The following is a 22,838-nucleotide window of genomic DNA, read 5'->3' on the forward strand; positions in this document are numbered from 1 at the left end:
GATCAACCCCACAGTGCCTTGCGCACGCTCTCGGGCCATTCCACAGTATCGAGCCCATGATGATGGAGAAGCGCAAGCGCGATGCGCTCGAGACCGAAGCCGACGCATGCAGTGTGCGCGACGCTGCCGTCCTCGAGGCTCAGGTCCCACTTCAGGCCGAAGGAGTCCTGATGATAGTTAAAGCTCATGCAGGCTGTCGGCTTGGCGGCCGACGTGATCGGGATCAGCAGCTCGAACTTCAGGTTCTGATCACGCTGGTTGTTGACCATCATCTTGCCGCCTCGGCCGAAAAATGGATCGTTGGCGACGTCGATGACGACTTCGAGGCCGAGCTGCTTCATCATCTCGACGCCGCGATCCATCCAGCGCTGGCGGAAATCGGTGACATGCTCTTCGGTGCCCATGCAGACATATTCGCGCATGCGGAACAGCTGCTGGCGGGCGGGATCCTTCGACGGCTCATGACGGAAGCAATAGGATTGCAGGTCGAAGAGACCGCCGGTCTTCGGCAGATTGCCGCGCTTGGCGACCGTCGGATAGAGCGGATAGCAGGCAGCCGGCGTCAGCACGATGTCGGTCGCCTCCTGCCCCTTGGTCCAGTCCTCGCCGACTTCCATGCATTGCAGCAGGCTGACATGGTCGAGTTCGCTGCCGCAGAAGCTGTGCACCGTGCCGGCAAGCTGCGGGAAGCTCTTCATGTAGCCGCTCTTTTCGAAGAAGGCGCGGTTCATGCCGGGCGGAAAGCGCATGGCCTCCGCACCGTCGGCGCCGCCGACCTTGTCGATCAGGCGCTCGAAGGCGGTGATCACGTCTTCGAACTGTCCGCTACGGCCATAAAGACCGTCGACGCTGGTATCGATCAGTAGACCGGATTCGAAGAGCCGGTCTAGAAACGAGGTCTGCATATCCATGACTGTCACCCCAGTAGGCTAGTGTCCTGCTTGTGGACGAGAAGCATGCTCGACGTGTTGCCGAGGATGCGGTCATTCGAGATCATGAGCTGTGCGGAATGAGCGTCGCGCAAATGCCGGCCAAGGCTGAAGGGCGTACCGTTCTTGTAGCCCGCGATGCCGCAGATCAGCATGGCGTGGTTGATGATCGGCAGGATCATCTCCGACGATGCGATCTTGACGTTGTTCATGGCGACGGCAAAGTCCATCGAGGACAGCCGGTCGGCATCGGCCTTCGCCTCTTCATAGATTTTCAGCCCGGCGAGGACATTGGATCTCACCATCTGCAGCAGGCTGGAAACCTCCGCCAGACGCGGCGCGCCGGGCGACGGCGTTCCGGGCGATTTGCGGGCGGCAGCACGCACGAAAGCCTGGGCACGGGCGACGGCATCGGCGGCTATGCCGTACCAGACGCCGCTCCAGAGAAGATGCGAGCTTGCCAGCATCGACTCCGCGGCGATCTCGGCAAATGGCTTCGGCAGGATCTGTGCGGCCGGCGCCTCGCCCTTGAAGAGGAAGCCTTCGGAGCAGGTGCCGCGCATGCCGAGCGTGTTCCACTCGACCGTGCGCTCAAGCCTGTATTGACCCCTGAGGAAAACCGTCAGCACCTGGTCGGACGAGGCGGCCTCGGCATGGCTGCGCGAGGTGATCAGAACCGCATCGGCATGGGCGCCATAGGAGATGACGGTCGCATCCTTCTCCAGAAAGCAGGTGCCGTCCACGACCTTGATGGCGCAGATGCTGTTTCGCAGATTGCCACCGATCCCGCCTTCCGTCGTCGCCGAGGCCAGCAGAAGCTGTTCCTTGGCGATACGGCGCATGAGATCGCGGTGCCAGTCACTGCCGGCGCCGTGTTCGACTAGGCTCGACAGCTTGATCTGGTGCATGGCGAAAACCATGGCGCTGGCCGCACATGTCTGCCCGAGGATCGAGCAAAGCTCGGCGATCTCGGTGATCGACGCACCCCTGCCGCCCAGATCGGCGGGAATCTGGATCGACAGCAGCCTTTCGGCGCGCATCGCATCTACAGCTTCGCGCGGGAAACGGCCTTCGGCATCGACTGCATCAGCATATTTGCCGGCGATCGCCGCGACGCGTGCGGCGCGCACCGCCGCCGCGTCTCCGGCCCTGGCTTCAATCAGAGCGCCCGCGACGTTCATCAGACGACCTTTCGGCTATCCAGGATCATGCCAACCGTCTTTTCGATGGCGACGATGCTGGCAAAGGATTTACGGTTCAGCAGATTGTCGGGAAACTCGATATCGAAAGCCTCTTCGATACGGAGCATGAGTTGCACCGACGCAAAGGAAGACAGCCCCGCCGCATAGAGATCGGCGTCGTCGGCAATCTGATCCATTGTGACGGGGAGCGCACCACACTTGGCCAGCAAATCGCGAATAGTCTCATTCATCCTGGAGTCCCTCTAGGCAATCGCAAACACGGTAACGGCGTCTTATCCTGAGCCGAGAGGTAATAGTGAAAGGCCACCCAAGGGAGCGCCGATACTCGGAGGGTTTGACCCGGTTGGAGCGCGTCGGAGCATTCATTTGTCGCCCTCATGATACGCTTGCGACTGATAGCGTCCTTCCTGGCAATGATCGAACGCTTAGCCCTTTGGCGACCGCTCTGAGCGCGGCTAGACCGCCAGATGAGAAAGAGCATGCTTGCGAAATAAGCCACTTGAAGAAGGAGCCAAGCACCCATCGTTGTGACCATTACGATGCGGATGGAATGCGAGACGAAGTAGCTCGTTGGGGCGCTAGCGCCGACGACGAGCAGCACGAGGAGACAAAAGATTCTGAAGGGCAACACTGTTCTCCTGATTTGTTCGCAAGATCACGCAGCAACCTTGTCTGCGGCAACATGAGTCTGGCAGTTCTTCGGGCAGACGCGGCCACAGGCTCCGTAGCCAATGCAACGGCCGGCATGGTCGACGACCCTCATCATGCGATTGAGCTCGCCATCGAAGTCGTCGTCCTGGCCGTCGCAGATGCCGAGGATTTCACCGGTGTCATCGATTCCGTGAAGGTGCATGACCTCGCGCGAGCAGACCTTAAAGCAGCGGCCGCAACCGATGCTGGTCGTGCCATCGATAGCGGTCAGATGTTCCGGCATCCATCTGGAGCCATAGCGGGTAACGAAAATTGGGCCCATCATCGTGAGTTCTCCAATGCGCCGAGCTCTCGTTTCGCAGCCTCCAACTCGGCAAAAACCCCGAACGTCTGCTCGGCGAGCGCCTTGATCTCGGTCCAGTTGACCGGGAGGTCCTCGGCTAGGTCGTGCAATTCCATCTTCGCATTGCCCGCCCGCGACTGTAGCTTGCGGACTTTCTTCTGCAGTTCCTCAAGGTCTGACATGATCTCTCTCCTCGAAAACTGATTTCATGATGCCCGCGCCACATTGGGATAGACTTCGATGACTGCGATCGCATCGTCGACCAATTTTGTGCCCACCTCGGCGAGTTTGCCAAGCGTCTCAAAGCCGAACCGGTGGACATCGCGCAGGGTCTTCGACAGAACGACCAACCGTCCGGTTGTGAACAGCACGCGGCCGAAGCCCTCATGGCCGATCGTCATGATCGGCGACGCCAACAGGCCTGTGCACTCTTCGATCACAAGCCCCACGCAACTGTAAAAATTCTGGAGCCTCCACAGCACATCCGGATCGGGATCGCCGATGATCGGGATCTTACGGCGCTGCTCCTTGGTGAGGATGAAGTCGGCCAGCAGGTCAGCGTCCGATTTGCCTTCCCACGCCCCATGGGCATCCTGAGCGCGGATGAGCCTTATGAGGCATCTGAGAAAAGGGGTGGCGAGATCCCCATCCTCGTTGATAGCAGGGCCATCCGTACTTCCTGTCAATGTACCCATGTCCTAGTCCTCCTCATCGAAAGGCTTCTTTTCGGTGGCGCCTGCTTCGGCTAGCACCTTGCGCAACCAGGGCGGTGGAGTCGTCCTGAGCATCGCCCGAGTTTGGGACAGTACGTCTTCAATCAATTGAGCATCGGGTACTTTGATCGGGTGGATTTTGGCCGAAACGACCCTTGCTGCCGAAGGCCCGCCAATCGCCAGACAGAACAAGAGGTGACAGCCTTCCAATGCCTTCACCTTGGGGGCGATGCGATCGTCGCCCTCGTTCCGATGCATTCCGCTCTCATCGGAAACGTCTTCGAAACACAGGACTTCCACGAGTTTCCAATCGTCGGGACTGACGTCAAAGACCGCGAAGCGCTTGGCCGATCCGAAATGGGCGTCAAGACATTTCATATCTTGGGTGGCGATTGCTACGCGCAAGGCGCCAGCCTTCCGCTTCGGAGCTGCCGAATGAGCCCCGTCAGGGACAATGGAGAGGCGACGGGCGGCGGTCATCTAGCCAGTTCTCCTTTGCGCGAGGGATCAAGCGATCCAGGACACGGCGCGCGCTGATTGGCCTGGAAGATGTTGGAAACATCGAAGATCAGGTCGCGCGTTCCCTGATAGAGACTTGTGATCTTATGCTGGCTGCCGAGTCGGTCGAAAATCGGGAAGCCCACCCGCATAAGCGGAATGCCAAGGCGCTCCGCCGCTTGTCGTCCATGCGAATGCGTAACAAGAAGATCAGCGTCGACGGCAAGTTCTTCGAGATCGCCAACATCACCCACCTGGAGCGATTCGACCGGCATTTCCTGGATTATTTTTGAAGTGCCGGTCGTGGTGACTGCCGCCGTAATCTTGGCGCCCATGCCGGTGAAGAAGGTAGCGAATTGGTAGAGCTGGTCCGGCTCCGCAGCAATTGCGATCTTCTTGCCACCGAAATGGAAATGCCCGTCGAGCAGGGCGTCCTGCAGCTGTGCTCGGCGACGGCGAATGTTTGCTGGCACCGGCGCACTTGAGATCCTTGAAAGCAACGAGACGAACCGGTCGGCTCTTTTCAATCCGGTCAGCGACTGGAACAATACGTAGGGCACTCCCGTCTGGGTCCGCAGTAACTCTGCGGGGCGGCGCATATGCTCGCCGATCGCGATACATTGTGTCGCCGTGCCAAGCTCTTGGATCTCGGCGACGGGAGTACCGCCATAGGTGGTCGGCACCCAACGATCGTCGGGCACCGTGCCGTCGAGCGAGCCGGAAATGTCCGGCAGGATTACCGGCTTCAGACCGAAGCTTTCGGCCGTTTCGCGCAGAAGCTCGATGTCGGCGACTGTCACATGCCATCCTGGTAGGATCGCAATCTTCTTTTGGTCGCGGCTCTGCTCGCCTTGCGTTGTGATGCGCTCGATCATAGAGGTGACGGCCTTAGCCCATCCCTCTTCGATCGCTCCCTCGAAATCCGGTGTGCTCGCCAGCACGATTTCCGTACCCGCAAGCTCATCGGCACGATCCCGCCTGATGTTGGTGAGATCGCCTGCAAAATCTTCGCCGCGGGTTTCCACCAGGGCTGTCGTGCAGATTCCGATCAACTTTGGTTTTGCGCGCCTCTTGAGATTGAGTATCGCCTCTTCCAGATTGCCTGCGCCGCCGAGGATCGTCGCCACTGCGTCCAATGCCGTTGTCTGCAAGGGAATGGCTTCCTTGAAGTGCCGGACTAAAAGTACGAGAGCTAGACTGGTGCAGCCCTGGCTGCCGTGGAACAGCGGCACTGCACGCTCGACGCCAAGAAAGGCGAGCGCGGCGCCGAGCGGCTGCGACGATTTCAGCGGATTGACCGCAGCTGATTTGGTCTGGGGAAAGACTTGAACCATCGGCTTTCCTCAACGCTTGCCGAAGCTGCCGGCGACCGCGCCGACAAAGTTTTGCAAGGCGTACCCAGTCTCGTTCTCGCTCTTGGTATTCGTCAGTTCTTCTTCCACCGCATGCTGGCATTCCCACGGTGCCGGCTCCCGCACCTCCATCCAGATCGGATTGTGAATAGCAAGATCGATCTGGCGAACGAGCTCCACCATGCCGTCATAGCCGGCATAGGGGTGGTGGCGTTCCTGGTTGATATCGAGCCAAGGTGTCTTGGCCTTCAGCGCGATGAATTGCGTGCGCCCGCCAGACAACATGATGTCGGCTTTACCGTCGGCGAGCATGTTATAAAGCTCGCGCGGCGCCATCGACTCGAACAGGTGGTTTTCGTCTTTCAGGAGTTGCTTGATACGTTCCTTGTCTTCAGGCGTGGATTTCTTGACCGAGGTGCCGACGATCTCGATGCCCACCTCCATCAGCGCATGGACAACCGACCAGGACTTGACGCCGCCGGTGTTGAGCAACACGCGCTTGCCTTCAAGCCTTGGTCGATATGCTGCGAGTTTCATCCAGGCAATCGCCTCCTCCTCCGCGATCAATGCCTCGGTGCGCTCGAGGATTTCGGGATCCGCCCCCTGCGTCACGAGCAGCTTGGCGATCTGTCTGAGTGCTTCCGAGGTGTCGGTAATTCCGTAAAAGGAGCCTTCGAAGAATGGGATATCCCAGAGCTCCTCCATTTTGCGGGCGAGGTTGATGAGTGCTGTCGAGCACACCAACATGGACGCCTTGGCGCGATGCGCAGAAGCAATGTCAAGATATCGAGCGTCTCCTGGAATGCAGGCCCTTACTCTGATCCCCAGCCGGTCAAGAAGCGGCTTCACCAGCCAAAACTCGCCGGATAGGTTGAACTCACCAATGATATTGATGTCGTAGGCGGTCACGTCGTTCGGCTCTACGCTACCGATCACATGATCGAGCAACGCTTCACCGGCGAGCTTGTTGCCAAGGTTCTTGGAGCCGGCAAAGCCCGGTGCGTTGACCGGCACCACCGGAAGACCGAATTTTTCCGCGGCCCGCTTGCAGACGGCCTCGATGTCGTCGCCGATCAATGCTGTCACACAGGTCGAATAGACGAAGACCGCCGGTGGAGCATAGGCCTCCTTGATCTCGCGGATTGCTTTATAAAGTTTCCGCTCGCCGTGCCCCATCACCACTTCGGTTTCAGTGAGGTCGGTCGTGAAGCTCGTTCGCCAGAGCGTTGGACCTGAGGAAGCCGATCCTCGGTTGTCCCAGGAATTGCCCTCACAGCCGAGAGGCCCGTGGATCAGGTGCGCGACGTCGGTGACGGGCTGCAGCACGATCTTGGCGCCATCGAAAGCGCATCCGCCGGCTGCCGCCCCGGGGATCAGCGGCTTCGAGCAGCCGTTCTTACGCGCCTTGGAATCCTTGCTGCGGTTCTTCTCGCAGGCAGGCTCGTCGAAGACATCCTGGACTTTAGCATTGAGCGAGGGCATTGCGGTCTCCAAGTTCAGATGAAGGCGGCCGGCCTCGCAAGGCCGACCGCCGCCGCTCCTAGCGGGTCAGGTCGTAAGAATAGTCCGTCACACCCGGCTCGCTCGTCTCGCGATCGAGCTTGTCGAAGATCTTGTCGAGGATCGTCGTCACGACGCGCAGGCCGCCCTGGTAGCCCATGAGCGGGAAACGGTGGTGATGGTGCCGGTCGAATATCGGAAAGCTCAGCCGGATCAATGGGGTGCCGGTGTCGCGCTCAAGATACTTGCCATAGGAATTGCCGATCATAAGATCTACCGGCTCGGTAAAGAGCAGCGAGCGCAACGCCCACAGGTCCTTGCCCGCCCAGACCTGGGAAGCCTTGCCGAAGGGCGAGGATGCGAGCAACGCCTTCATCTCGGCTTCCCAGGCCGACGTGCCGTTGGTAGCAAGGCAGTGGGTCGGCTCACCGCCGGTTTCCAAGACAAACCGGGCAACAGCGTAGACGAAGTCAGGATCGCCGTAGATCGCGTATTTCTTCCCGTGCAGCCAGGCCTGGCTATCTGCCATAGCGTCGACGAGACGGCCGCGCTCCAGGCCGAGTGCCGGAGGAATTTCCTTGCCGGTAATCTCCGAGACCTTCATCAGGAATTCGTCGGTCGCCTGGACACCCAGCGGATAATGGAACGAGGCCGTAGCCTGACCGACCTCCTTGCAATATTCCAGCGTTTTGCGCGTGCTATAGTGCTGCAGCGACAGGGTCGCTTCGGCGTTCAACGCCGTTTTCACGTCTTCGATCTTCGTGCCGCCGTCATACATGCGGTACGTACCGTCAGACGGCGTGTCGAACTGGTCGGAGGCATCCTGGATGAAGATGTAGGATACGCCCATCATGTCGAGCAGGCGCTTCAGTTCGCGGTTGTTGCCGACGCAGAAGCCGTCGAAGCCGGGAATGATGTTGATGGCTTGGGCAACCTCCTTCCGCTCGTTGCCTTTCCAGAAGTTCTCCAGAATGCCCTTGATCATGCCGTCATAGCCATCGACGTGGCTGCCGACGAAGGCAGGTGTGTGAGCGAAAGGAACATCGAAGTCGTGCGGGACCGACCCTTCGTTCTTTGCGTTTTCGATGAAGCTGTGAAGGTCGTCTCCAATGACTTCGGCCATGCAGGTGGTCGAGACGGCGATCATCTTCGGATCGTAGAGCTTGTATGTATTGGCGAGCCCGTCGACCATGTTCTTCAACCCGCCGAACACCGCCGCGTCCTCCGTCATCGAGGACGAGACCGCCGATGAAGGCTCCTTGAAGTGACGCGACAGATGCGAACGGTAATAGGCGACGCAGCCCTGGCTGCCGTGGACGAAGGACATCGTTTGCTCAAAGCCTGCGGCTGCGAAGACGGCACCGAGCGGCTGGCAGGCTTTGGCCGGGTTCACGACCAGGGCTTTGCGGCCCAGGTTCTTTTCGCGATACTCCCAGGTCTTCGTGAAGTCGTTTTGATCGGCAACGACCTGATCCGGGTGGGGGCATTCGAAATTGGCTTTCTTCTCGGCGAGCATCTGCCTGTATTCCGGCTCGCGGAACAGGGGAGCATGATCGAGAACTTTTTCCGCCGACTGCGGCATAGTAAGCACCTTTCTTTTCATCGCGCCGCACCGGTGGCGGCAATGGGATGTCATCTGTCACGAGTGCGGATCAAGGCCGATGGAAGGGCCTGGCCTGCCCCTTCCCAAGACAGGCCAAGCTCTCATTCGGCCGCAACCGCCTCAGCTGGCGCGGCCTTTTTTTTCCAGGGGACGTCGTAGAGATCCCACACCGGATTATTGATGGCCAGATCCATGTCGCGGGCGAATATGGCAAAGCCGTCATAGCCGTGATAGGGGCCCGAATAATCCCAGGAGTGCATCTGGCGGAAGGGGATGCCCATCTTCTGCACCGGATACTTCTCTTTGATGCCGGACCCAACAAGGTCGGGGCGGATGCCTTCGATGAACTTTTCCAGCTCGTAACCGGTCACGTCGTCATAGATCAGCGTACCCTTGTTCACATAATGGCCGGTGCGCTGATAGTCGTCGTTGTGGGCGAACTCGTAGCCGGTGCCGACGATCCGCATGCCGAGGTCCTCATAGGCCGTGATGACGTGGCGAGGACGCAGGCCGCCGACATAGAGCATCACCGTCTTGCCTTCGAGGCGCGGCCGGTACTTGTCGACGACAGCATCGACCAGGGGCCGGTACTTGGTGATGACAGCCTCGGTCTTGTCGACGATTTCCGGACCGAAGTGCTTGGCTATTTCGCGCAGGGAGGTTTCGATCTGGGACGGACCAAAGAAATTGTATTCCATCCACGGGATGCCGTACTTTTCCTCCATGTGCCGACAGATGTAGTTCATCGAGCGGTAGCAGTGGATGAGGTTGAGCTTGGCCTTTGGCGCGCGCTCGACCTCAGCGAGCGTGGCATCACCCGACCAGTTGCCGACCACGCGCAGCCCCACCTCCTCCAATAGAATGCGCGTAGCCCACGCGTCGCCACCGATATTGTAGTCGCCGACGACGTTGACGTCATAAGGGCCGGTCTCGAACTCGACTTCGTTCTTGTCGAAAACCCAGTCACGGATGGCGTCGTTGGCGATGTGGTGGCCGAGCGATTGCGAGACGCCGCGGAAGCCCTCGCAGCGCACCGGCACGATCGTCTTTTCGTGCTCCTTGGCCTTCTTGCGCGACACCGCTTCAATGTCGTCGCCAATCAGCCCGATCGGGCATTCCGACTGCACGCTGATGCCGTTGTTGAGGGGGAAAAGCGCCTCGATCTCGTCGATGACCTGTTCAAGCTTCTTGTCGCCGCCGAACACGATGTCCTTTTCCTGGAAGTCTGAGGTGAACTGCAGCGTCACGAACGTGTCGATGCCCGTCAGGCCGACGTAGTAGTTGCGGCGTTGCGACCAGGAATAATGACCGCAACCGACCGGCCCGTGCGAGATGTGGACCATGTCCTTGACCGGCCCCCATACCACGCCTTTGGAGCCGGCATAGGCGCAGCCGCGGATCGTCATCACGCCCGGAATGGACTTGATGTTTGATTTGACGTCGCATTCGGAAAGCGCCTTCGGCTCATCGCCAGGCTCGTCGCCGCTCGTTGCGACGCTGAGGTGCTTCTTGCGGCGCTTTGCCGCCTTGTCTGGATATTGCGCTAACACTTCCGCAATGAGCTTTTCATGCAAAACGCTGTCATTCTCGTAATCAAGGCTCATGGGCCCCTGCCCCTTTCAAGGTTCGGGTTATGTCGTCGTCGACGAAGCGTCTTTCGTGGAAGGACGCGCTGGCTCAAGGGCCAGCGCGTCCTGTCGACAGCGGCAGTTATTGAGCCGCAGCCACCGCTGACTCCTTGGCCTGTAGTTCGGCCAGCATCTGCTCGTCGCTCTTCATGATGCCGAAGTCGAGCAGCATGTCTTCGAGCTCTTCCATGGTAATCGGGGTCGGAATGGTCCCTTGGCCCGAATTGGCATGGATCTTCTCGGCTAGCGCCCGATATTCCCCGGCCTGCTTGGAGTCCGGCGCGTACTGGATCACCGTCATCTTCCTGAGCTCGGCGTGCTGGACGATGTTGTCACGCGGCACAAAGTGGATGAGCTTGGAATTGAGCCTGGCAGCCAGCGCCTCGGAGAGGTCGAGCTCGCGGTCCGTCTGGCGCTCGTTACAGATCAGGCCGCCGAGCCGCACGCCGCCGGAATGGGCATATTTCAGGATGCCCTTGGCGATGTTGTTGGCGGCATAGAGCGCCATCATCTCGCCGGACATCACGATGTAGATCTCCTGGGCCTTGTTCTCACGGATCGGCATCGCGAAGCCACCGCACACCACATCGCCGAGCACGTCATAGGAGACGTAGTCGACATCGTCATAAGCGCCGTTCTCCTCGAGGAAATTGATCGAGGTGATGACGCCGCGCCCGGCGCAGCCGACGCCCGGTTCCGGACCGCCGGACTCCACACACTTGATGCCCTTGTAGCCGGCCTTGAGCACGTCCTCGAGCTCAAGATCTTCCACCGAACCTTCCTGTGCTGCCAGATGCAGAACCGTGTCCTGTGCTTTGGCGTTCAGGATCAGCCGGGTGGAGTCGGCTTTCGGGTCGCATCCGACGATCAGGATCTTCTGCCCGAGGTCGACAAGCGCTGCGAGCGTATTTTGGGAGGTGGTGGACTTGCCGATCCCCCCTTTGCCGTAAAATGCGATTTGACGCAAATCTGACATATCGCCTTCCTTCTTTCGTTCCATCCATCGCTGAGTAAAAGGCCGGCAGCTCGCGCCGCCTCCCAGGGCAATCTTCAAAACCCGTGCCATGTGGGCCGATCGAGCCGAAGGAAAGATCTTTTTGTTGGGTTTCAGGAAGTTAGCCCGAGCCAGCACAGGAAACTGGCCAACCAACCCTAATGTCGCCGACAAGACAAAGCCGACAGACGGTGTCGTAAGGGCATCACTTGCACCGCTAGGGCGACCGCGCGGCAGGGCGACCGCGACTATCAGCAGGATCAAACGAAGCTCCGAAAACTGGAGACAATCGCACCCAGCTCCCAATCGAAAAATGGTGAAGCTTTCGATCCCGCAAAACGTCGAGGGCGATCAAATCGCGAACAGTATTCGAATAGGCCCGTCCTGCGCCCGAGCTTCTTTCTTGAGTGGAAGACGCCTCGCGACTTGATCATCGGGCAGTTTCCGCCCCTGCCAGGTCGCCCACGAACGGTAAGCCCGCCAGGGAACGACAAACTTTCCGCAATATTGCTCGGCCCCAAACCGCTCAGGAATGGCGCGGAAGTGTTGCGCGGCTGCCCAGCCGGCGTGGACAAAAGTTCTTCAAATAAAAACCGCCGCTCAAGCTCACCACGGCCCGCAGCGACGGCAGCTCCTTTGCAATCGTTGGAAGCAAACAAAGCCTGGTCGCCCGGGCCACAGGGACTCGATCAACTGACTGCGAACCGCTTAATCTGGTGTTCGCCCTAAGGAATCTGCGACGCTCACTCTGGCGCTCGGTCGAGTCACCAGCTTGACCGACGACGGCCGCATTCGAGGACGAGTATCATGTCGTCGAACGCTCGTTGCGTGATCACCCTTGATGAAAAAACCCTTTTAGCCAGTTCCAACGCCGCGGCCGGACATGGGGCAACCATTGCCCGATTGACCCCAGTCTCCAACTTAAGTCGCTCAGCTCTCTTCAATGAGCCCACAGCTGGCAAGGGCAGAGACGAAATCGTGAACGTCGCATTTGGTGACGTCATACCGTTCTGCTTTAAGCTCGCTCAGTATCCTTGGTAGTGTATGCTCGCCGTCCAGTTTCGAAACCAAACCGGCGACCCAAGGCGGAGGAGATTGGATGATCTTTCTTGATTTCCGGGATTCCTTCCCGATCCAGATACTCCCGTCCTCGGCTACAAACACCTGATGAGAACGCTTTAATAACGGCTTAAAGTAGTGCACGAGGGACCTCACTCGGTACGAGGGGCGACATCGCAACTGAATTTGCAGCCGGGACAGACACACCATCGCCCTTGTTGCAGTTTGGCGACTTCTTCGCCAATGGCAGAACGCGGTGGACGGTCCGAAACATAATGCGGTTCATGCTCTTTTCCTCCTCTTCGAGCCTTTCATTGGCCCAACCCATCGCTGGCGATTTTCCAGCTTGTCAAGAGTATCCCTTAAGGCGGCTTCGGGAGGCCCATACGGTCGTATGAAGCCCCACTTCACCATTACGGTCGACTCGGCGACCAATTGCTGACAAACAAAACTCCAATCCCTCGGCATGTGGGAGATCCAAAAATCGTGCCAGCTGCGAAAAGAGCCTCAGAAAAAGATTTCCGATTTGTTCAGGGCCTAAGATGCGACTGCGTCAACAGCGCCCGAACAATATCGCGTCGCGTTTCAACAAATCGGCAGCGCCGCATGCGCCAGTCAACCGCAGACGAGGGAGAAAACTCCGAGCAGCTCCGGCGGTGTTCTGGTACTTGCGCACCTTGAGGCAGGAGCAAGCTGGACGGGCGGTTCTGGCTCCTCGCTGTTGCAATTGGTCTATAACATTGGAGAAATTCACAATGAGCAGCCGCGCGTGACGTGAAATCGATTAGACGTCAGTTCACATCAGAACGATAGCGTTGGCCAAGCCTCGAGATGACACCGTCGGCGGGGGAGCAGCCTACAGGAACGAATTGCAATGCGCGACCGCGTCCGCCGCCACACGCGAGCGGAGGTCGGCACTTCCGCATTTCTCCGATTCGATTGACGCGATGTCCAACATTTCCTCTTCTCGGCTTGCCGCAACGGGAATAAGCCGTGAACGACCTCTAGGCCCTGCCGTTGGGCAGCAGGCAACGTCGTCCTGTTCCCCTGCTGTTTGGCGCATCTCGCCGGAAACGGTGGACGTGTCGACCGCCGCGGGTAATCGGGACACCTGCCAGCCGAGAGTGAGTGCCAAGCGTGTTGCGGGTGCAGCGGTAGGCCGGCCCACGAAGACCGACCAGAGGTTTCTTCGATCGGTGGGCGCCCAGGCAAAGGGCCTTTGTGGTCGATGTCTTCGGGTCGAAGACAAAGGATCTCAGGGTCATCTAGCTTCGAGGGGGGATCTATTGCGGTTATCCCTTCGTAATTTTGATCGCAGATCACACCGCCGAAAAAGCAGTTACTCTGCCACGTCAGGCCGAGGCCCGAGCGATTTGTTGACCTCCGGGATGATCTTGTCTCCCCAGAGCTCGATTTGCCGCAGCATCGTCTTCTGGTCGAAATCTCCCATTTGGGTCTGGATCGCGATCTGGGTTGGTTTCACGATATCTATCTCTTCCAGTAGCCGATCGATGACGCGATTGACGCTACCAATCGGCAGGTTCTCACGCATCGTCTCGAAGGAGAGGTCCTGCCGCGTCGGTGTTTCATGCAGCAGATAGCCATCCAGGCTTTGCTGGCGGCGCAGAAGCAATACTTCGGAAAGCCGCCGTTGGAAGCGGGCATTATCGAGATAGCTGTTGATCTCCGCTTCCTCATCGCTGGCATAGCAGCAGCGCAGCAGTGATATCTTCGCGTCCGAAACATTCTTCCCTTTAGAAATTGCGGCTTCTTCGATGCGTTCGCGCAGCGAGCTCAAACTGTCCAAGCCGTCGTGGAATGCTGTGATCAACAGATTGTGTCCCTCACGATAGGCCCGCCCCATGCTGTTTCCGGACGCCGTAGCGATCCAGATTGGCAGCATTGGCCTCTGGACCGAGCGGACGGAAATCGCTGTCGGAGGTATCTTTTCGAACCGTCCGTCGTGCTCGAAGATCCTCTGATTGAGACCCTTGACAAGAATGTCCAAACATTCCGAAAAAACAGCTGGCACCTCTTCGACATTGACGCCGAAGCGCTCGAACTCGAACTGCTGGTATCCACAGCCGACGCCGAGCTCGAGCCGGCCGTTGGAAACGATATCGGCCAATCCAATCTCGGAGAGCAGGCGAAGCGGTTGATAGAGCGGTAACACACAGACGGCGGTGCCGAGGCGAATGATGCTCGTCAGGGCGGCGCAGTGCGCCACCATCATCAAGGGCGACGGAACCAGGCTGTAATTGTTGAAGTGATGCTCGGCAAACCATGCAGTTTGGAAGCCAGCTTGCTCTGAAAGAACTACCTGTTCGATGGAGTTCCGGATGATTGATGATAACCGCGCCGCGCGGCCAGGAGGAACGTTGCAAATTCCATGATGATTCCTTTTGCGGCAGATTTGCGACCGGGGTTCGCCAACTAGAAGTGGCGTGTCGGTTATCCGCTCCTCACCCCGCTCGCCGACACGGCAAACTCAGAAAGCTCGAACGCGTCCGTCTGTTTCGCTTCTCGATGAATGCAGTGCCTCGATCGGAAGCGCTCTGGGAGCATCGTGCACTGGAGTTGCTCTCCTACGACATTGTCGGCTCCGATGGGCCGCAGCCGGCTGTTTGTGGATAGTCGACGATCATTGTGCAGCCTCCGCTAAATGATGAAGTTCGCCGGCAAATGCCGCATCCCCGGCCGAGGTCCACCCGCCGTCAACGTAAAGGGTAGAGCCGGTCACGTACGATGCGTCAGACGATGCAAGGAAGAACGCTGCGTCAGCGACGTCTTCCGGCCGTCCCATCCTTCCCATCGGGATGCGCCGCCTGATTGCTTTCGGATCGACGTGGCCGAGCTTTTGCATGTTCGCGACGGCAGGCGTGTGTATGTAGCCCGGAGCGACGGTGGCTGTGCGAATGCCAACCGGACCAAGTTCGGCCGCCATGCATCGCGTCAGGATTTCCACGCCCGCTCCGGAAGCATCGTAGGCGTGGCGCGGTGCAAAGGGCAGTAATGTGTTGTTCGGTCCCAGATTTAAGATAAGGCTTCCCGGACGCATTACCTTGATCGCCTCGCGCGCAGGTGAAGGCGCCGGTGAGATTCACATCGAGTACGGGCTTGATCTCTGTCGGCATTTGTTCGACCTCTGACACATGATTGTTGGCCGCATTATTGACGAGGACGCCTAGCCGGCCGAAGTGCCTTCGCAATTCCTCGAACAGCGCCACCACGTCACTTTCGACGGCGATGTCAACGGACCTCGCGATATGCTTGCCACCGAGGAAACCGGCAAGCTCTGCCGCTGCAGCGCCATCTTTGTCGGCAATTACAAGCGCGTCGCCGTTTTCCGCAAAGCGGCGCACAACGGCAGCGCCTATGCAGTCCGCCCCGCCCATGACAAGCGCAATTCGCGCGGTGGAGTCCTCGGCAGGAGGGAAGAGTTCGGCTCGTGGCGTCCCGGGCACTGGCGGGTGCGCCTCGCCCGGTTGATTGAAAGATCTCCAGCCACCGTCGACGGTCAGCACAGACCCGGTGACGTAACTGGCTTGCGCGCTGGCGAGAAAGCGCACCGCTCGGGCAATTTCGTCTGGACGCGCCACGCGACCCATTGGCACCCGGCTGCGCACCGCGGCGAGGTCTATCTTGCCCGCGCGTTCAAGTTCCGAAACCATCGGCGTGCGTACGTACCCGGGTGCTACCGCCGTAACGCGAATGCCGCACGACGCAAACTGCCATGCCAGCGATTTCGTGAACGAGATCAGGCCCGCCTTCGAGGCAGCGTAGGCGTTGCGTTTGGGATTGCCGAGCACGCCGGCCAGCGAGGCGACATTGACGATGACAGCGCCTGAGCTCATCCGTCGCGCTGCTTCGCGGGCCGTTGCAATGGGCCCAATCAGATTTACTGCCAAGATGCGTCGGAAGCCGTCGATAGTCGTATTAACGGTCGCAGCCATAGTAGGGCCGATGGCCGCGTTGTTGACGAGCACACCGATTTGCCCGAATTGTCGTTCGATCCGATCATAAAGCGCAGGGATATCCTCCTCTCGCGAGACATCGAACTCTAGCCCAAGATGGGCAGGCCCGAGACCACGGGCCAGTTCAAGCACGCCGCTGCCAGGCAGGTCCACGGCGACGACAGTATCCCCGCCTGCGGCAAGAGTGTCCACCAGGGCATGGCCTATCCCGCCTGCAGCGCCTGTGATGATGACGATACGTCCGGCTTGTTTCATGAGATAAAAGTTCCCTGACCAACGTTGTGAATCCTAATCGATCAAGCCTCACTTTCATCTTCTTGAAGGAATGCAGTCTTCCTAATTGCGTAGACGGGGTCATCGGGACATGATGCTCCGATCGGCTGCCGGCGGCCGAACTGCTCAGTCTCGGATGCCGCGGCCAAGATCTGCTCCTCAACCAGATCATAGACCACCGTCCGTTCGGCAATTCTCCAATCCCCTCCCTTTTTCAGGAACAGATCGCAATAGCGGCCGCAGATCAGGGCCTGACTTAGCGTTCCGGCCTTGTCGGGTGCGCGTTGCAGTGCGGCGAAGTAACTTTCGACGGCGGCTTTTTCCGGGCTGCTGAACTCAATCAGAATGTTCGTGATTTGATGGATGTTGCGCGGTCCCGTCTTGAAGACACCGAGGGCGAACTCGATGAAACCCTCGGCCGAACCGGAATAGGCCCCGTGATTGTCACGTGCATCGGGCCAGTAGGAACTGCGCAGCGCCCCTTCATCGGCGCGGTCTATCCCGCGGCAATACCGATAGAGGCAGTCGCGGATCGCCTCGCGGTCGAGCAATTCGGTAATTTTCTTTTTGTGTTTCATCGCTTATCGCACATCTGATATCGGGGGCGCTTACCCAACCAGTGACGCAGCCAGCTTTCAACTGCTCGGCTGACGTAAGGAAAAACCCTCTCTCTGCTTAGGCATGCATGTAAACAACTGCCCTAGAAGTAGACACCCCTGGGAGAGCTGCGGGTAAGGTGTTTGGACAGCGACGGCGCCGTCATGCACCAGTTACGTTGCGTTTCAACCCCCACAATGTTGGTTGAACAAAAGGCGATCAAGCAACGCATCGGAAGTGCAATCTATCTCCAGCGCACGTTCGGGGCAGGATCGAGCGCCTCGCGATGCGAACAATTCGTCCTTCTCCTCAACATCGATTGCACCGGGGAGTATGTATCCCTCGTCGTCAAGATTGAATATTTCGGGCGCTTGGGCCCAACATCTTGCATGACCTTGGCATTTGGCAGTGTGTACTATGATGCGCATGCGGTACTCCATGTCTTTCCTCCTCTCACTTATCAGGACCAGTCCAGGATCAGATTCTCCATTCCAAACACGTGGCCACCATAGGTGATGGGCGCGGTACCATCCTTGATAAGGAAGTCAGGAATGCGGGACAGCCACTCCTCCAGGGTGATGACGATCTCCTGCCGGGCAGTGTGATCCAAGACAACGATGGGGACCGTACGCAAAAGCGGTGTGGCGATTGTCTTCTCGTGCCAAATCGATCGTGTTCGGATGCTCGAATTCCGCCGGATCACGATTGGCAATCATTGTGGCGCAGGAAACGAAGTCCCCCTTACGGATCGGCGCGCCTTCGAAATTGATATCTTTCGTTGCCACACGGAGCCGACAGCTCTTGCCGCCCCTCAAGAAGAACTTCCAAAGTTCGTGCCAATTTGATTGATATGGCCGGCAAAAACTTTTTGATTGCTTTCCCAGCTATTTAGCTTGAGCCAGAACAAAGATTGGCTGCTCAGGCCCGTGTCGCGTATTTAACAAAACCCGACATCAGGTGTCGGATGCCATTTATTCAGGTGCGACTCGTTTTTCCAGCCACCACAGCCGGTAGCCAGAGACCTGCAGCGCGACGCATAACGATGCGCTGATGTACAGCGATGCAGTGGGATAGCTTGAGGCTGTGGTAGCTTTGAATTGCGGCATCGAGCTAAGCGGCCGATTCCGGGGAACAGCTCGACGCGTGCAACTCCTCTGTCCTCGGATGTCAGTTCTACCAGCCCCGGCGACGCCACCCTGAGAGGACATCGCGACGGCAATTTGCCGATTGGGTGTTGCCCAACAGCAATGGAATGGTGGCCTTTGCCGTCAGCCGAAACGTGAGGCGATGGCCGCAGAAAGCCCGCTCAGCCGGCGGGGCGAAGATGCCGTCCGAATAAAATCCACAAACGGCCCTGCCTCGCACGGCAAGAGAGTAGGTATGAAGACTTGATCTGGATCAAATCGCAATCCCAATGAAATTGATAGGCATCAAAGACGCGCTGGAAGAAATCGGGATAGCCGAAGTCGCAACGACCGCCTAGTCGTCTCGGCATGCCCGGCATATGCGGTTTTCGAAGGGATCAGGACATGGACGTCGCACGCAGTGAGGTTCTCGAGATTGGCACTCCCGTCGCTTGCCGTTCCTGCCAGGCGCGGCACGGCGTCGTTTGCGGCGCCTTGTCGGCTGGCCAGCTTAGCGAACTCGGCCGCCACTCGCTGCACCGCAAGGTCGATGCGGGCTGCGAGATCATCGCACAAGGGTCGGAAAACTCTTTCTATTCGAACATCATGCGCGGCGTGGTGAAGCTCTGCAAGGTGATGCCGGACGGGCGCCAGCAGATCGTTGGCCTGCAATTCGCCCCCGATTTCGTCGGCCGGCCCTTCGTGCGTGAAAGCACGCTGTCGGCCGAGGCCGCGACCGACGCGGAGATCTGCGTGTTCCCCCGCAATTTGCTCGAACGCATGATATTGGAGACCAGGGAATTGCAGCGTAGCCTGCACGCTCAGGCGCTGATCGAGCTGGATGCCGCGCGCGAATGGATGCTGACGCTCGGCCGGCGGACCGCCGAGGAGAAGGTCGCAAGCCTGCTCCACCTCATTGCCGCCCACGCCGAGACGGCGACGGCGACGAGCACCGCCTTCGACCTGTCGCTATCGCGCGCCGAAATCGCCGATTTCCTCGGGCTGACGATCGAAACCGTCAGCCGCCAGTTGACCCGGCTGCGCAAAAGTGGCGTCATCCGCATCGAGAACATCCGGCATATCACCGTGCCCGACATGGATGCGCTCGCAAAGAAAATCAGCGGGTAATTACCACCCGCATATTGGCAAGGCCGGCTTGGCGCGCCAGTGTAAGGCACTGGGCCGCATTGTCGGGATGCAGACGGACGTGCCGCGCGCCGCAACATCGAGCATTCCGGCACAAAACTTTTAGCCCCGGAGCCGCCGGCTTGCAGTTCGGGATAGCCGCCGGGCAGGTAGATGGCATCGCCATCGGCGGCCGGCGTCGCCAGCGAGCGGTGAGAGGAGCAAAATCTCAGCCCCGCGGCGCCGCCAGCCGAGCAACATATGCTCGTAGGCCAAAGACTACATCGCGCGCCACGGCGACCCGGGTGCCGATCGGCATCAGCCGATCGATATTGGCGGCTGCGAGCTCTTCACGCCGCGCCCTGCGATATTGGCCATCGCCGTCTGCGTGACGAAATCATCGGAGCAAGTCGCGTGCCTATTCGCGCACCGTTTGCGTTTCACCATTTTCGATGCACGGTCCGAGCCTGGCGACCCCTTTTTGTCGGGCCTCAAACATTCTTGTCCAGTTTCAGACAAGAAAAGGTGCGCGGGTAGACATACGCACGAGCAGAACCTCAAACACCGTGACCCGCGCCGGCTTCGTTTCCCGCCGCGACCGGATCGGCGGGCAGCATGCTAAAGTTCTGGTAGGCGGCAGAGACCCTGATCGAGATGCGGTCGGAAGTAGCCAACACAGCGCCCTGCCGCCAGCGCGGGACAAAGGCTTCACAATTCACCTTGCCCGCATAGGCAAGCGCTCGAATACGGCGACGAAGGCTCTGTGCTGACCGCAAGTCCAGTTCCTTCAGGTCAAATGGCATGACGCTTGCTCCCCCGGCGTGTGGGCCGAGGTCGGATTTGTTTCGTGACCGAGAGGCCGCACATAAATCTTCCTAGAGGAGCTTCATTGATGACCATGGAAAAGCAGGTCCCTATTGTCACCTTTCGCACGCGGGTTCGCGACGAGTCTATATCCGGTCCCAACCCCTACCGCTGGGAAGACAAGACAACCGACGACTATTTCAGCGGTAAGCGGGTAATCCTTTTTTCCCTGCCAGGCGCCTTCACCCCCACCTGCTCCACTTTCCAACTGCCCGATTTCGAGAGTCTTTATGTCGAGTTTAAGAAGAAGGGCATTGACGAAATCTACTGTCTCTCCGTCAACGATGCCTTCGTCATGAATGCTTGGGGCAAGGCCCAGGGGCTGAAAAATGTCAAGCTTATCCCGGACGGCTCGGGAGAATTCACTCGCAAAATGGGTATGCTCGTCGCCAAGGACAATCTCGGATTCGGTCTGCGCTCCTGGCGCTACGCTGCCGTGATCAATAATGGCGTCGTGGAGGAGTGGTTCGAGGAGGAAGGCTTTGGCGACAACTGCGCAACCGATCCGTATGGCGTCTCTTCACCGCAAAACATTTTGAAATGCCTCAAGACCCCAGCCTTCGCATGAGCAGAGAAGCCAACGACCAGCAGCTACCACTTGTCGCGCACACCTGCGCCGAACGATAGGAGTTTGCTCGAACCATGAAGTCCTTTACAAGCCTTCATCAGCGTCAGCAGCAATCGCTGGTTATTACACCCCAGCTCATCGAGTCTATTCGCATGCTGCAGCTGGCGCACACCGAACTGAATCAATTCGTGGAACAGGAAATCGAGAAGAACCCATTTCTCGACCTGGCGTCGAATGACAGCGGGGCTTCTGGCGACGTATCGCCGACTGTGGCGGATAATCAAAACATTAGCGCGCGCGAAGACCACGTTGATGGGCCGGCCAGGACGGACATGCCTGAGCTGTCGAGTCCCTGGAAATCAATCCGCGACACAGGCAACCTTTCGCCGGGGGAAAGGCCTTCTCTGGATGAGTTCGCCGCCTCGACTGAGACATTGCACGAACATGTCGCCCATCAGATCGCCCTCACCGCCTTCACACCCCAGGAGCGGCTGATTGCTGGCGCGCTTGCCGATCATCTGGATGACACTGGGTATCTGCAAGTGAACCTTCTGGAGCTAGCAGAGAGGCTAAATAGCCCTGAGGCTAGAGTGAAACTGGTTCTTGAGGCTTTGCAGCTATTTGACCCACCGGGCATTTTTGCGCGAAGTCTGACCGAATGCCTCGAGATTCAGCTGCGCCAGCGAGACCGGTTCGACCCGGCCATGGCAGCTCTGGTCGCAAATCTCGAGTTGCTTGCGCGACGCGATTTTCGAGCACTGAAGCGACGTTGCCGGGTCGATGAAGACGATCTTCTCGATATGTTGAACGAAATCCGTGCCCTTGACCCAAAGCCTGGGAACCAGTTCCAGTCCGCAGGGTCGGAATCCATCATACCCGACGTCTTCGTCCTGCCCTCGCCGGGAGGCGGATGGCAAGTCGAACTTAATCGGGAGGTTCTGCCCAAGGTACTGATCAACCAAACCTATTTTGCGCAAGTTACTCGCCTAACCGCCCAAAGTTCGAAAGATCAGTCGTTCCTCAACGAATGCTTCCAGAACGCGAGCTGGTTGGTTCGGAGTCTCGATCAGCGCGCTACGACAATCCTCAAGGTGGCGACCGAAATCGTGCGCCACCAGGATGTCTTTCTGGAAGATGGCATTGCCCATCTTCGGCCTCTCAATCTTAAGACCATCGCTGACGCGATCGACATGCACGAGTCCACTGTAAGTCGGGTGACGTCGAACAAATATATTCTCACGCCCCGCGGCGTGTTCGAACTCAAGTATTTTTTCACAGTTGCGATCCCCTCGTCACAAGGCGGTGACGCGCACTCGGCCGAAGCTGTGCGCCATCAGATTAGGGCAATTATTGCCGCAGAAACGCTCGATGATGTGCTGTCCGACGATGGCATCGTTGCGAGGCTCAAGGAAACTGGCGTCGACATTGCTCGCCGCACAGTCGCCAAATATCGCGAGGCGATGAACATCCCCTCGTCCGCGCAACGCCGGCGGGAGAAACGGTTTGTACTGGCGGCCGCTGAGGGATAATGGCCTTCGTACCATGGGTCATGCCCTTCCCACAATCCGCAAACCTGACACACCTGTGACATCATGCTTTGGTCCTTCTCCATAGATCGATTTGATATGGGCTGGCGACCGCAGCCTCGTCACGGGGAGCTTCAAAAGTTGTGCCGGCTGCTTAAGAAGTTCTAGAAAAGATTAGATGTCTGTTCCATAGCTCAAGCGCTTTGGCGGCTAAGCGGTTAATCACGAGGCTCGTGCCGATTTTTGATGTCGCGCAATCGACAAATCTGAAAGTAGTTGTCGGCTCCCATTCATTTTTCGCCGAACCGCTAGGAA

At 58.6% G+C, this 22,838-nt stretch carries 20 protein-coding genes and 5 pseudogenes; 3 read left to right on the plus strand and 22 right to left on the minus strand.

The features are described from left to right. Positions 1 to 2 precede the first annotated feature (2 nt). The 19 genes and pseudogenes from CO657_RS24965 to CO657_RS25055 form a co-directional block, all read right to left on the minus strand. A complete protein-coding gene (locus tag CO657_RS24965; protein WP_054186043.1) occupies positions 3 to 911 on the minus strand; it encodes an amino acid--[acyl-carrier-protein] ligase in 909 nt (302 codons plus the stop codon). 5 nt (positions 912 to 916) lie between these two features. Further along, complete coding sequence (locus tag CO657_RS24970) at positions 917 to 2,110, minus strand: acyl-CoA dehydrogenase family protein (protein ID WP_054186044.1); 1,194 nt, start codon at positions 2,108 to 2,110, stop codon at positions 917 to 919. Beyond that, the gene (locus tag CO657_RS24975; RefSeq protein ID WP_054186045.1) at positions 2,110 to 2,361 is read right to left on the minus strand and encodes an acyl carrier protein; all 252 of its coding nucleotides are present in this window, start codon (positions 2,359 to 2,361) and stop codon (positions 2,110 to 2,112) included. The genes CO657_RS24970 and CO657_RS24975 overlap by 1 nt, the downstream gene beginning before the upstream one ends. Then, positions 2,358 to 2,666: an exopolysaccharide production repressor protein gene (locus CO657_RS37540; RefSeq protein ID WP_342585740.1), complete on the minus strand. Its 309-nt coding sequence runs from the start codon at positions 2,664 to 2,666 to the stop codon at positions 2,358 to 2,360. Before CO657_RS37540 ends, CO657_RS24975 begins: the two co-directional genes overlap by 4 nt. A gap of 120 nt (positions 2,667 to 2,786) precedes the next feature. Beyond that, a complete protein-coding gene (gene fdxB, locus CO657_RS24985) occupies positions 2,787 to 3,107 on the minus strand; it encodes a ferredoxin III, nif-specific (protein ID WP_425349970.1) in 321 nt (106 codons plus the stop codon). After that, positions 3,104 to 3,307 carry a CCE_0567 family metalloprotein gene (locus CO657_RS24990; RefSeq protein WP_054186046.1) on the minus strand — a complete coding sequence of 68 codons (204 nt, stop codon included), beginning with the start codon at positions 3,305 to 3,307 and terminating at the stop codon, positions 3,104 to 3,106. The genes fdxB and CO657_RS24990 overlap by 4 nt, the downstream gene beginning before the upstream one ends. Positions 3,308 to 3,331: 24 nt before the next feature. Next, positions 3,332 to 3,820 carry a NifX-associated nitrogen fixation protein gene (locus CO657_RS24995; RefSeq protein ID WP_116275248.1) on the minus strand — a complete coding sequence of 163 codons (489 nt, stop codon included), beginning with the start codon at positions 3,818 to 3,820 and terminating at the stop codon, positions 3,332 to 3,334. A gap of 3 nt (positions 3,821 to 3,823) precedes the next feature. After that, positions 3,824 to 4,318 carry a nitrogen fixation protein NifX gene (gene nifX, locus CO657_RS25000; RefSeq protein ID WP_054186335.1) on the minus strand — a complete coding sequence of 165 codons (495 nt, stop codon included), beginning with the start codon at positions 4,316 to 4,318 and terminating at the stop codon, positions 3,824 to 3,826. Next, entirely contained in the window at positions 4,315 to 5,670 is a 1,356-nt protein-coding gene (gene nifN, locus CO657_RS25005) for a nitrogenase iron-molybdenum cofactor biosynthesis protein NifN (RefSeq protein ID WP_054186336.1), read from the minus strand. The genes nifX and nifN overlap by 4 nt, the downstream gene beginning before the upstream one ends. Positions 5,671 to 5,679: 9 nt before the next feature. Continuing rightward, positions 5,680 to 7,170, minus strand: coding sequence for a nitrogenase iron-molybdenum cofactor biosynthesis protein NifE (gene nifE, locus CO657_RS25010; protein WP_116275249.1), 1,491 nt, complete (start codon positions 7,168 to 7,170; stop codon positions 5,680 to 5,682). Positions 7,171 to 7,228: 58 nt separating this feature from the next. Beyond that, entirely contained in the window at positions 7,229 to 8,770 is a 1,542-nt protein-coding gene (gene nifK, locus CO657_RS25015) for a nitrogenase molybdenum-iron protein subunit beta (RefSeq protein ID WP_054186339.1), read from the minus strand. A gap of 122 nt (positions 8,771 to 8,892) precedes the next feature. Continuing rightward, positions 8,893 to 10,395: a nitrogenase molybdenum-iron protein alpha chain gene (nifD, locus tag CO657_RS25020; RefSeq protein ID WP_007636846.1), complete on the minus strand. Its 1,503-nt coding sequence runs from the start codon at positions 10,393 to 10,395 to the stop codon at positions 8,893 to 8,895. Positions 10,396 to 10,501: 106 nt separating this feature from the next. Continuing rightward, positions 10,502 to 11,395 (minus strand): nitrogenase iron protein, encoded by an 894-nt coding sequence (gene nifH / locus CO657_RS25025; RefSeq protein ID WP_054186393.1) that lies wholly within the window; start codon positions 11,393 to 11,395, stop codon positions 10,502 to 10,504. Positions 11,396 to 12,343: 948 nt separating this feature from the next. Then, positions 12,344 to 12,682: a hypothetical protein gene (locus CO657_RS38110; RefSeq protein WP_342585741.1), complete on the minus strand. Its 339-nt coding sequence runs from the start codon at positions 12,680 to 12,682 to the stop codon at positions 12,344 to 12,346. Between the two features lie 1,129 nt (positions 12,683 to 13,811). Further along, positions 13,812 to 14,863, minus strand: a pseudogene (locus tag CO657_RS25035) (LLM class flavin-dependent oxidoreductase). Between the two features lie 250 nt (positions 14,864 to 15,113). After that, positions 15,114 to 16,701: pseudogene (locus tag CO657_RS25040) on the minus strand (SDR family oxidoreductase). A gap of 41 nt (positions 16,702 to 16,742) precedes the next feature. Continuing rightward, a complete protein-coding gene (locus tag CO657_RS25045; RefSeq protein WP_054186107.1) occupies positions 16,743 to 17,297 on the minus strand; it encodes a nuclear transport factor 2 family protein in 555 nt (184 codons plus the stop codon). A gap of 204 nt (positions 17,298 to 17,501) precedes the next feature. Next, positions 17,502 to 17,756 carry a ferredoxin gene (locus CO657_RS25050; RefSeq protein WP_007636857.1) on the minus strand — a complete coding sequence of 85 codons (255 nt, stop codon included), beginning with the start codon at positions 17,754 to 17,756 and terminating at the stop codon, positions 17,502 to 17,504. Positions 17,757 to 17,776: 20 nt separating this feature from the next. Next, positions 17,777 to 18,107: pseudogene (locus CO657_RS25055) on the minus strand (cytochrome P450); the annotation flags it as partial. A gap of 738 nt (positions 18,108 to 18,845) precedes the next feature. Between CO657_RS25055 and CO657_RS25060 the strand changes: the two are divergent. Next, positions 18,846 to 19,568: a Crp/Fnr family transcriptional regulator gene (locus CO657_RS25060; protein ID WP_054186106.1), complete on the plus strand. Its 723-nt coding sequence runs from the start codon at positions 18,846 to 18,848 to the stop codon at positions 19,566 to 19,568. Here the strand turns inward: CO657_RS25060 and CO657_RS25065 are convergent. The 3 genes and pseudogenes from CO657_RS25065 to CO657_RS25075 all read right to left on the minus strand — a co-directional run. Then, positions 19,558 to 19,647, minus strand: a pseudogene (locus tag CO657_RS25065) (L,D-transpeptidase); the annotation flags it as partial. The gene CO657_RS25060 and the pseudogene CO657_RS25065 overlap by 11 nt on opposite strands. After that, positions 19,641 to 19,908, minus strand: a pseudogene (locus tag CO657_RS37545) (cobyrinate a,c-diamide synthase); the annotation flags it as partial. The pseudogenes CO657_RS37545 and CO657_RS25065, both read right to left, overlap by 7 nt. A gap of 214 nt (positions 19,909 to 20,122) precedes the next feature. Beyond that, positions 20,123 to 20,368 (minus strand): hypothetical protein, encoded by a 246-nt coding sequence (locus CO657_RS25075; RefSeq protein WP_054186105.1) that lies wholly within the window; start codon positions 20,366 to 20,368, stop codon positions 20,123 to 20,125. Between the two features lie 89 nt (positions 20,369 to 20,457). Between CO657_RS25075 and CO657_RS25080 the strand changes: the two genes are divergently transcribed. Beyond that, entirely contained in the window at positions 20,458 to 20,997 is a 540-nt protein-coding gene (locus CO657_RS25080) for a peroxiredoxin (RefSeq protein ID WP_037080445.1), read from the plus strand. 74 nt (positions 20,998 to 21,071) lie between these two features. Next, complete coding sequence (rpoN, locus tag CO657_RS25085) at positions 21,072 to 22,526, plus strand: RNA polymerase factor sigma-54 (protein WP_054186104.1); 1,455 nt, start codon at positions 21,072 to 21,074, stop codon at positions 22,524 to 22,526. Positions 22,527 to 22,838 lie beyond the last annotated feature (312 nt).

It is taken from the genome of Rhizobium acidisoli, assembly GCF_002531755.2.
Lineage (GTDB): Bacteria > Pseudomonadota > Alphaproteobacteria > Rhizobiales > Rhizobiaceae > Rhizobium > Rhizobium acidisoli.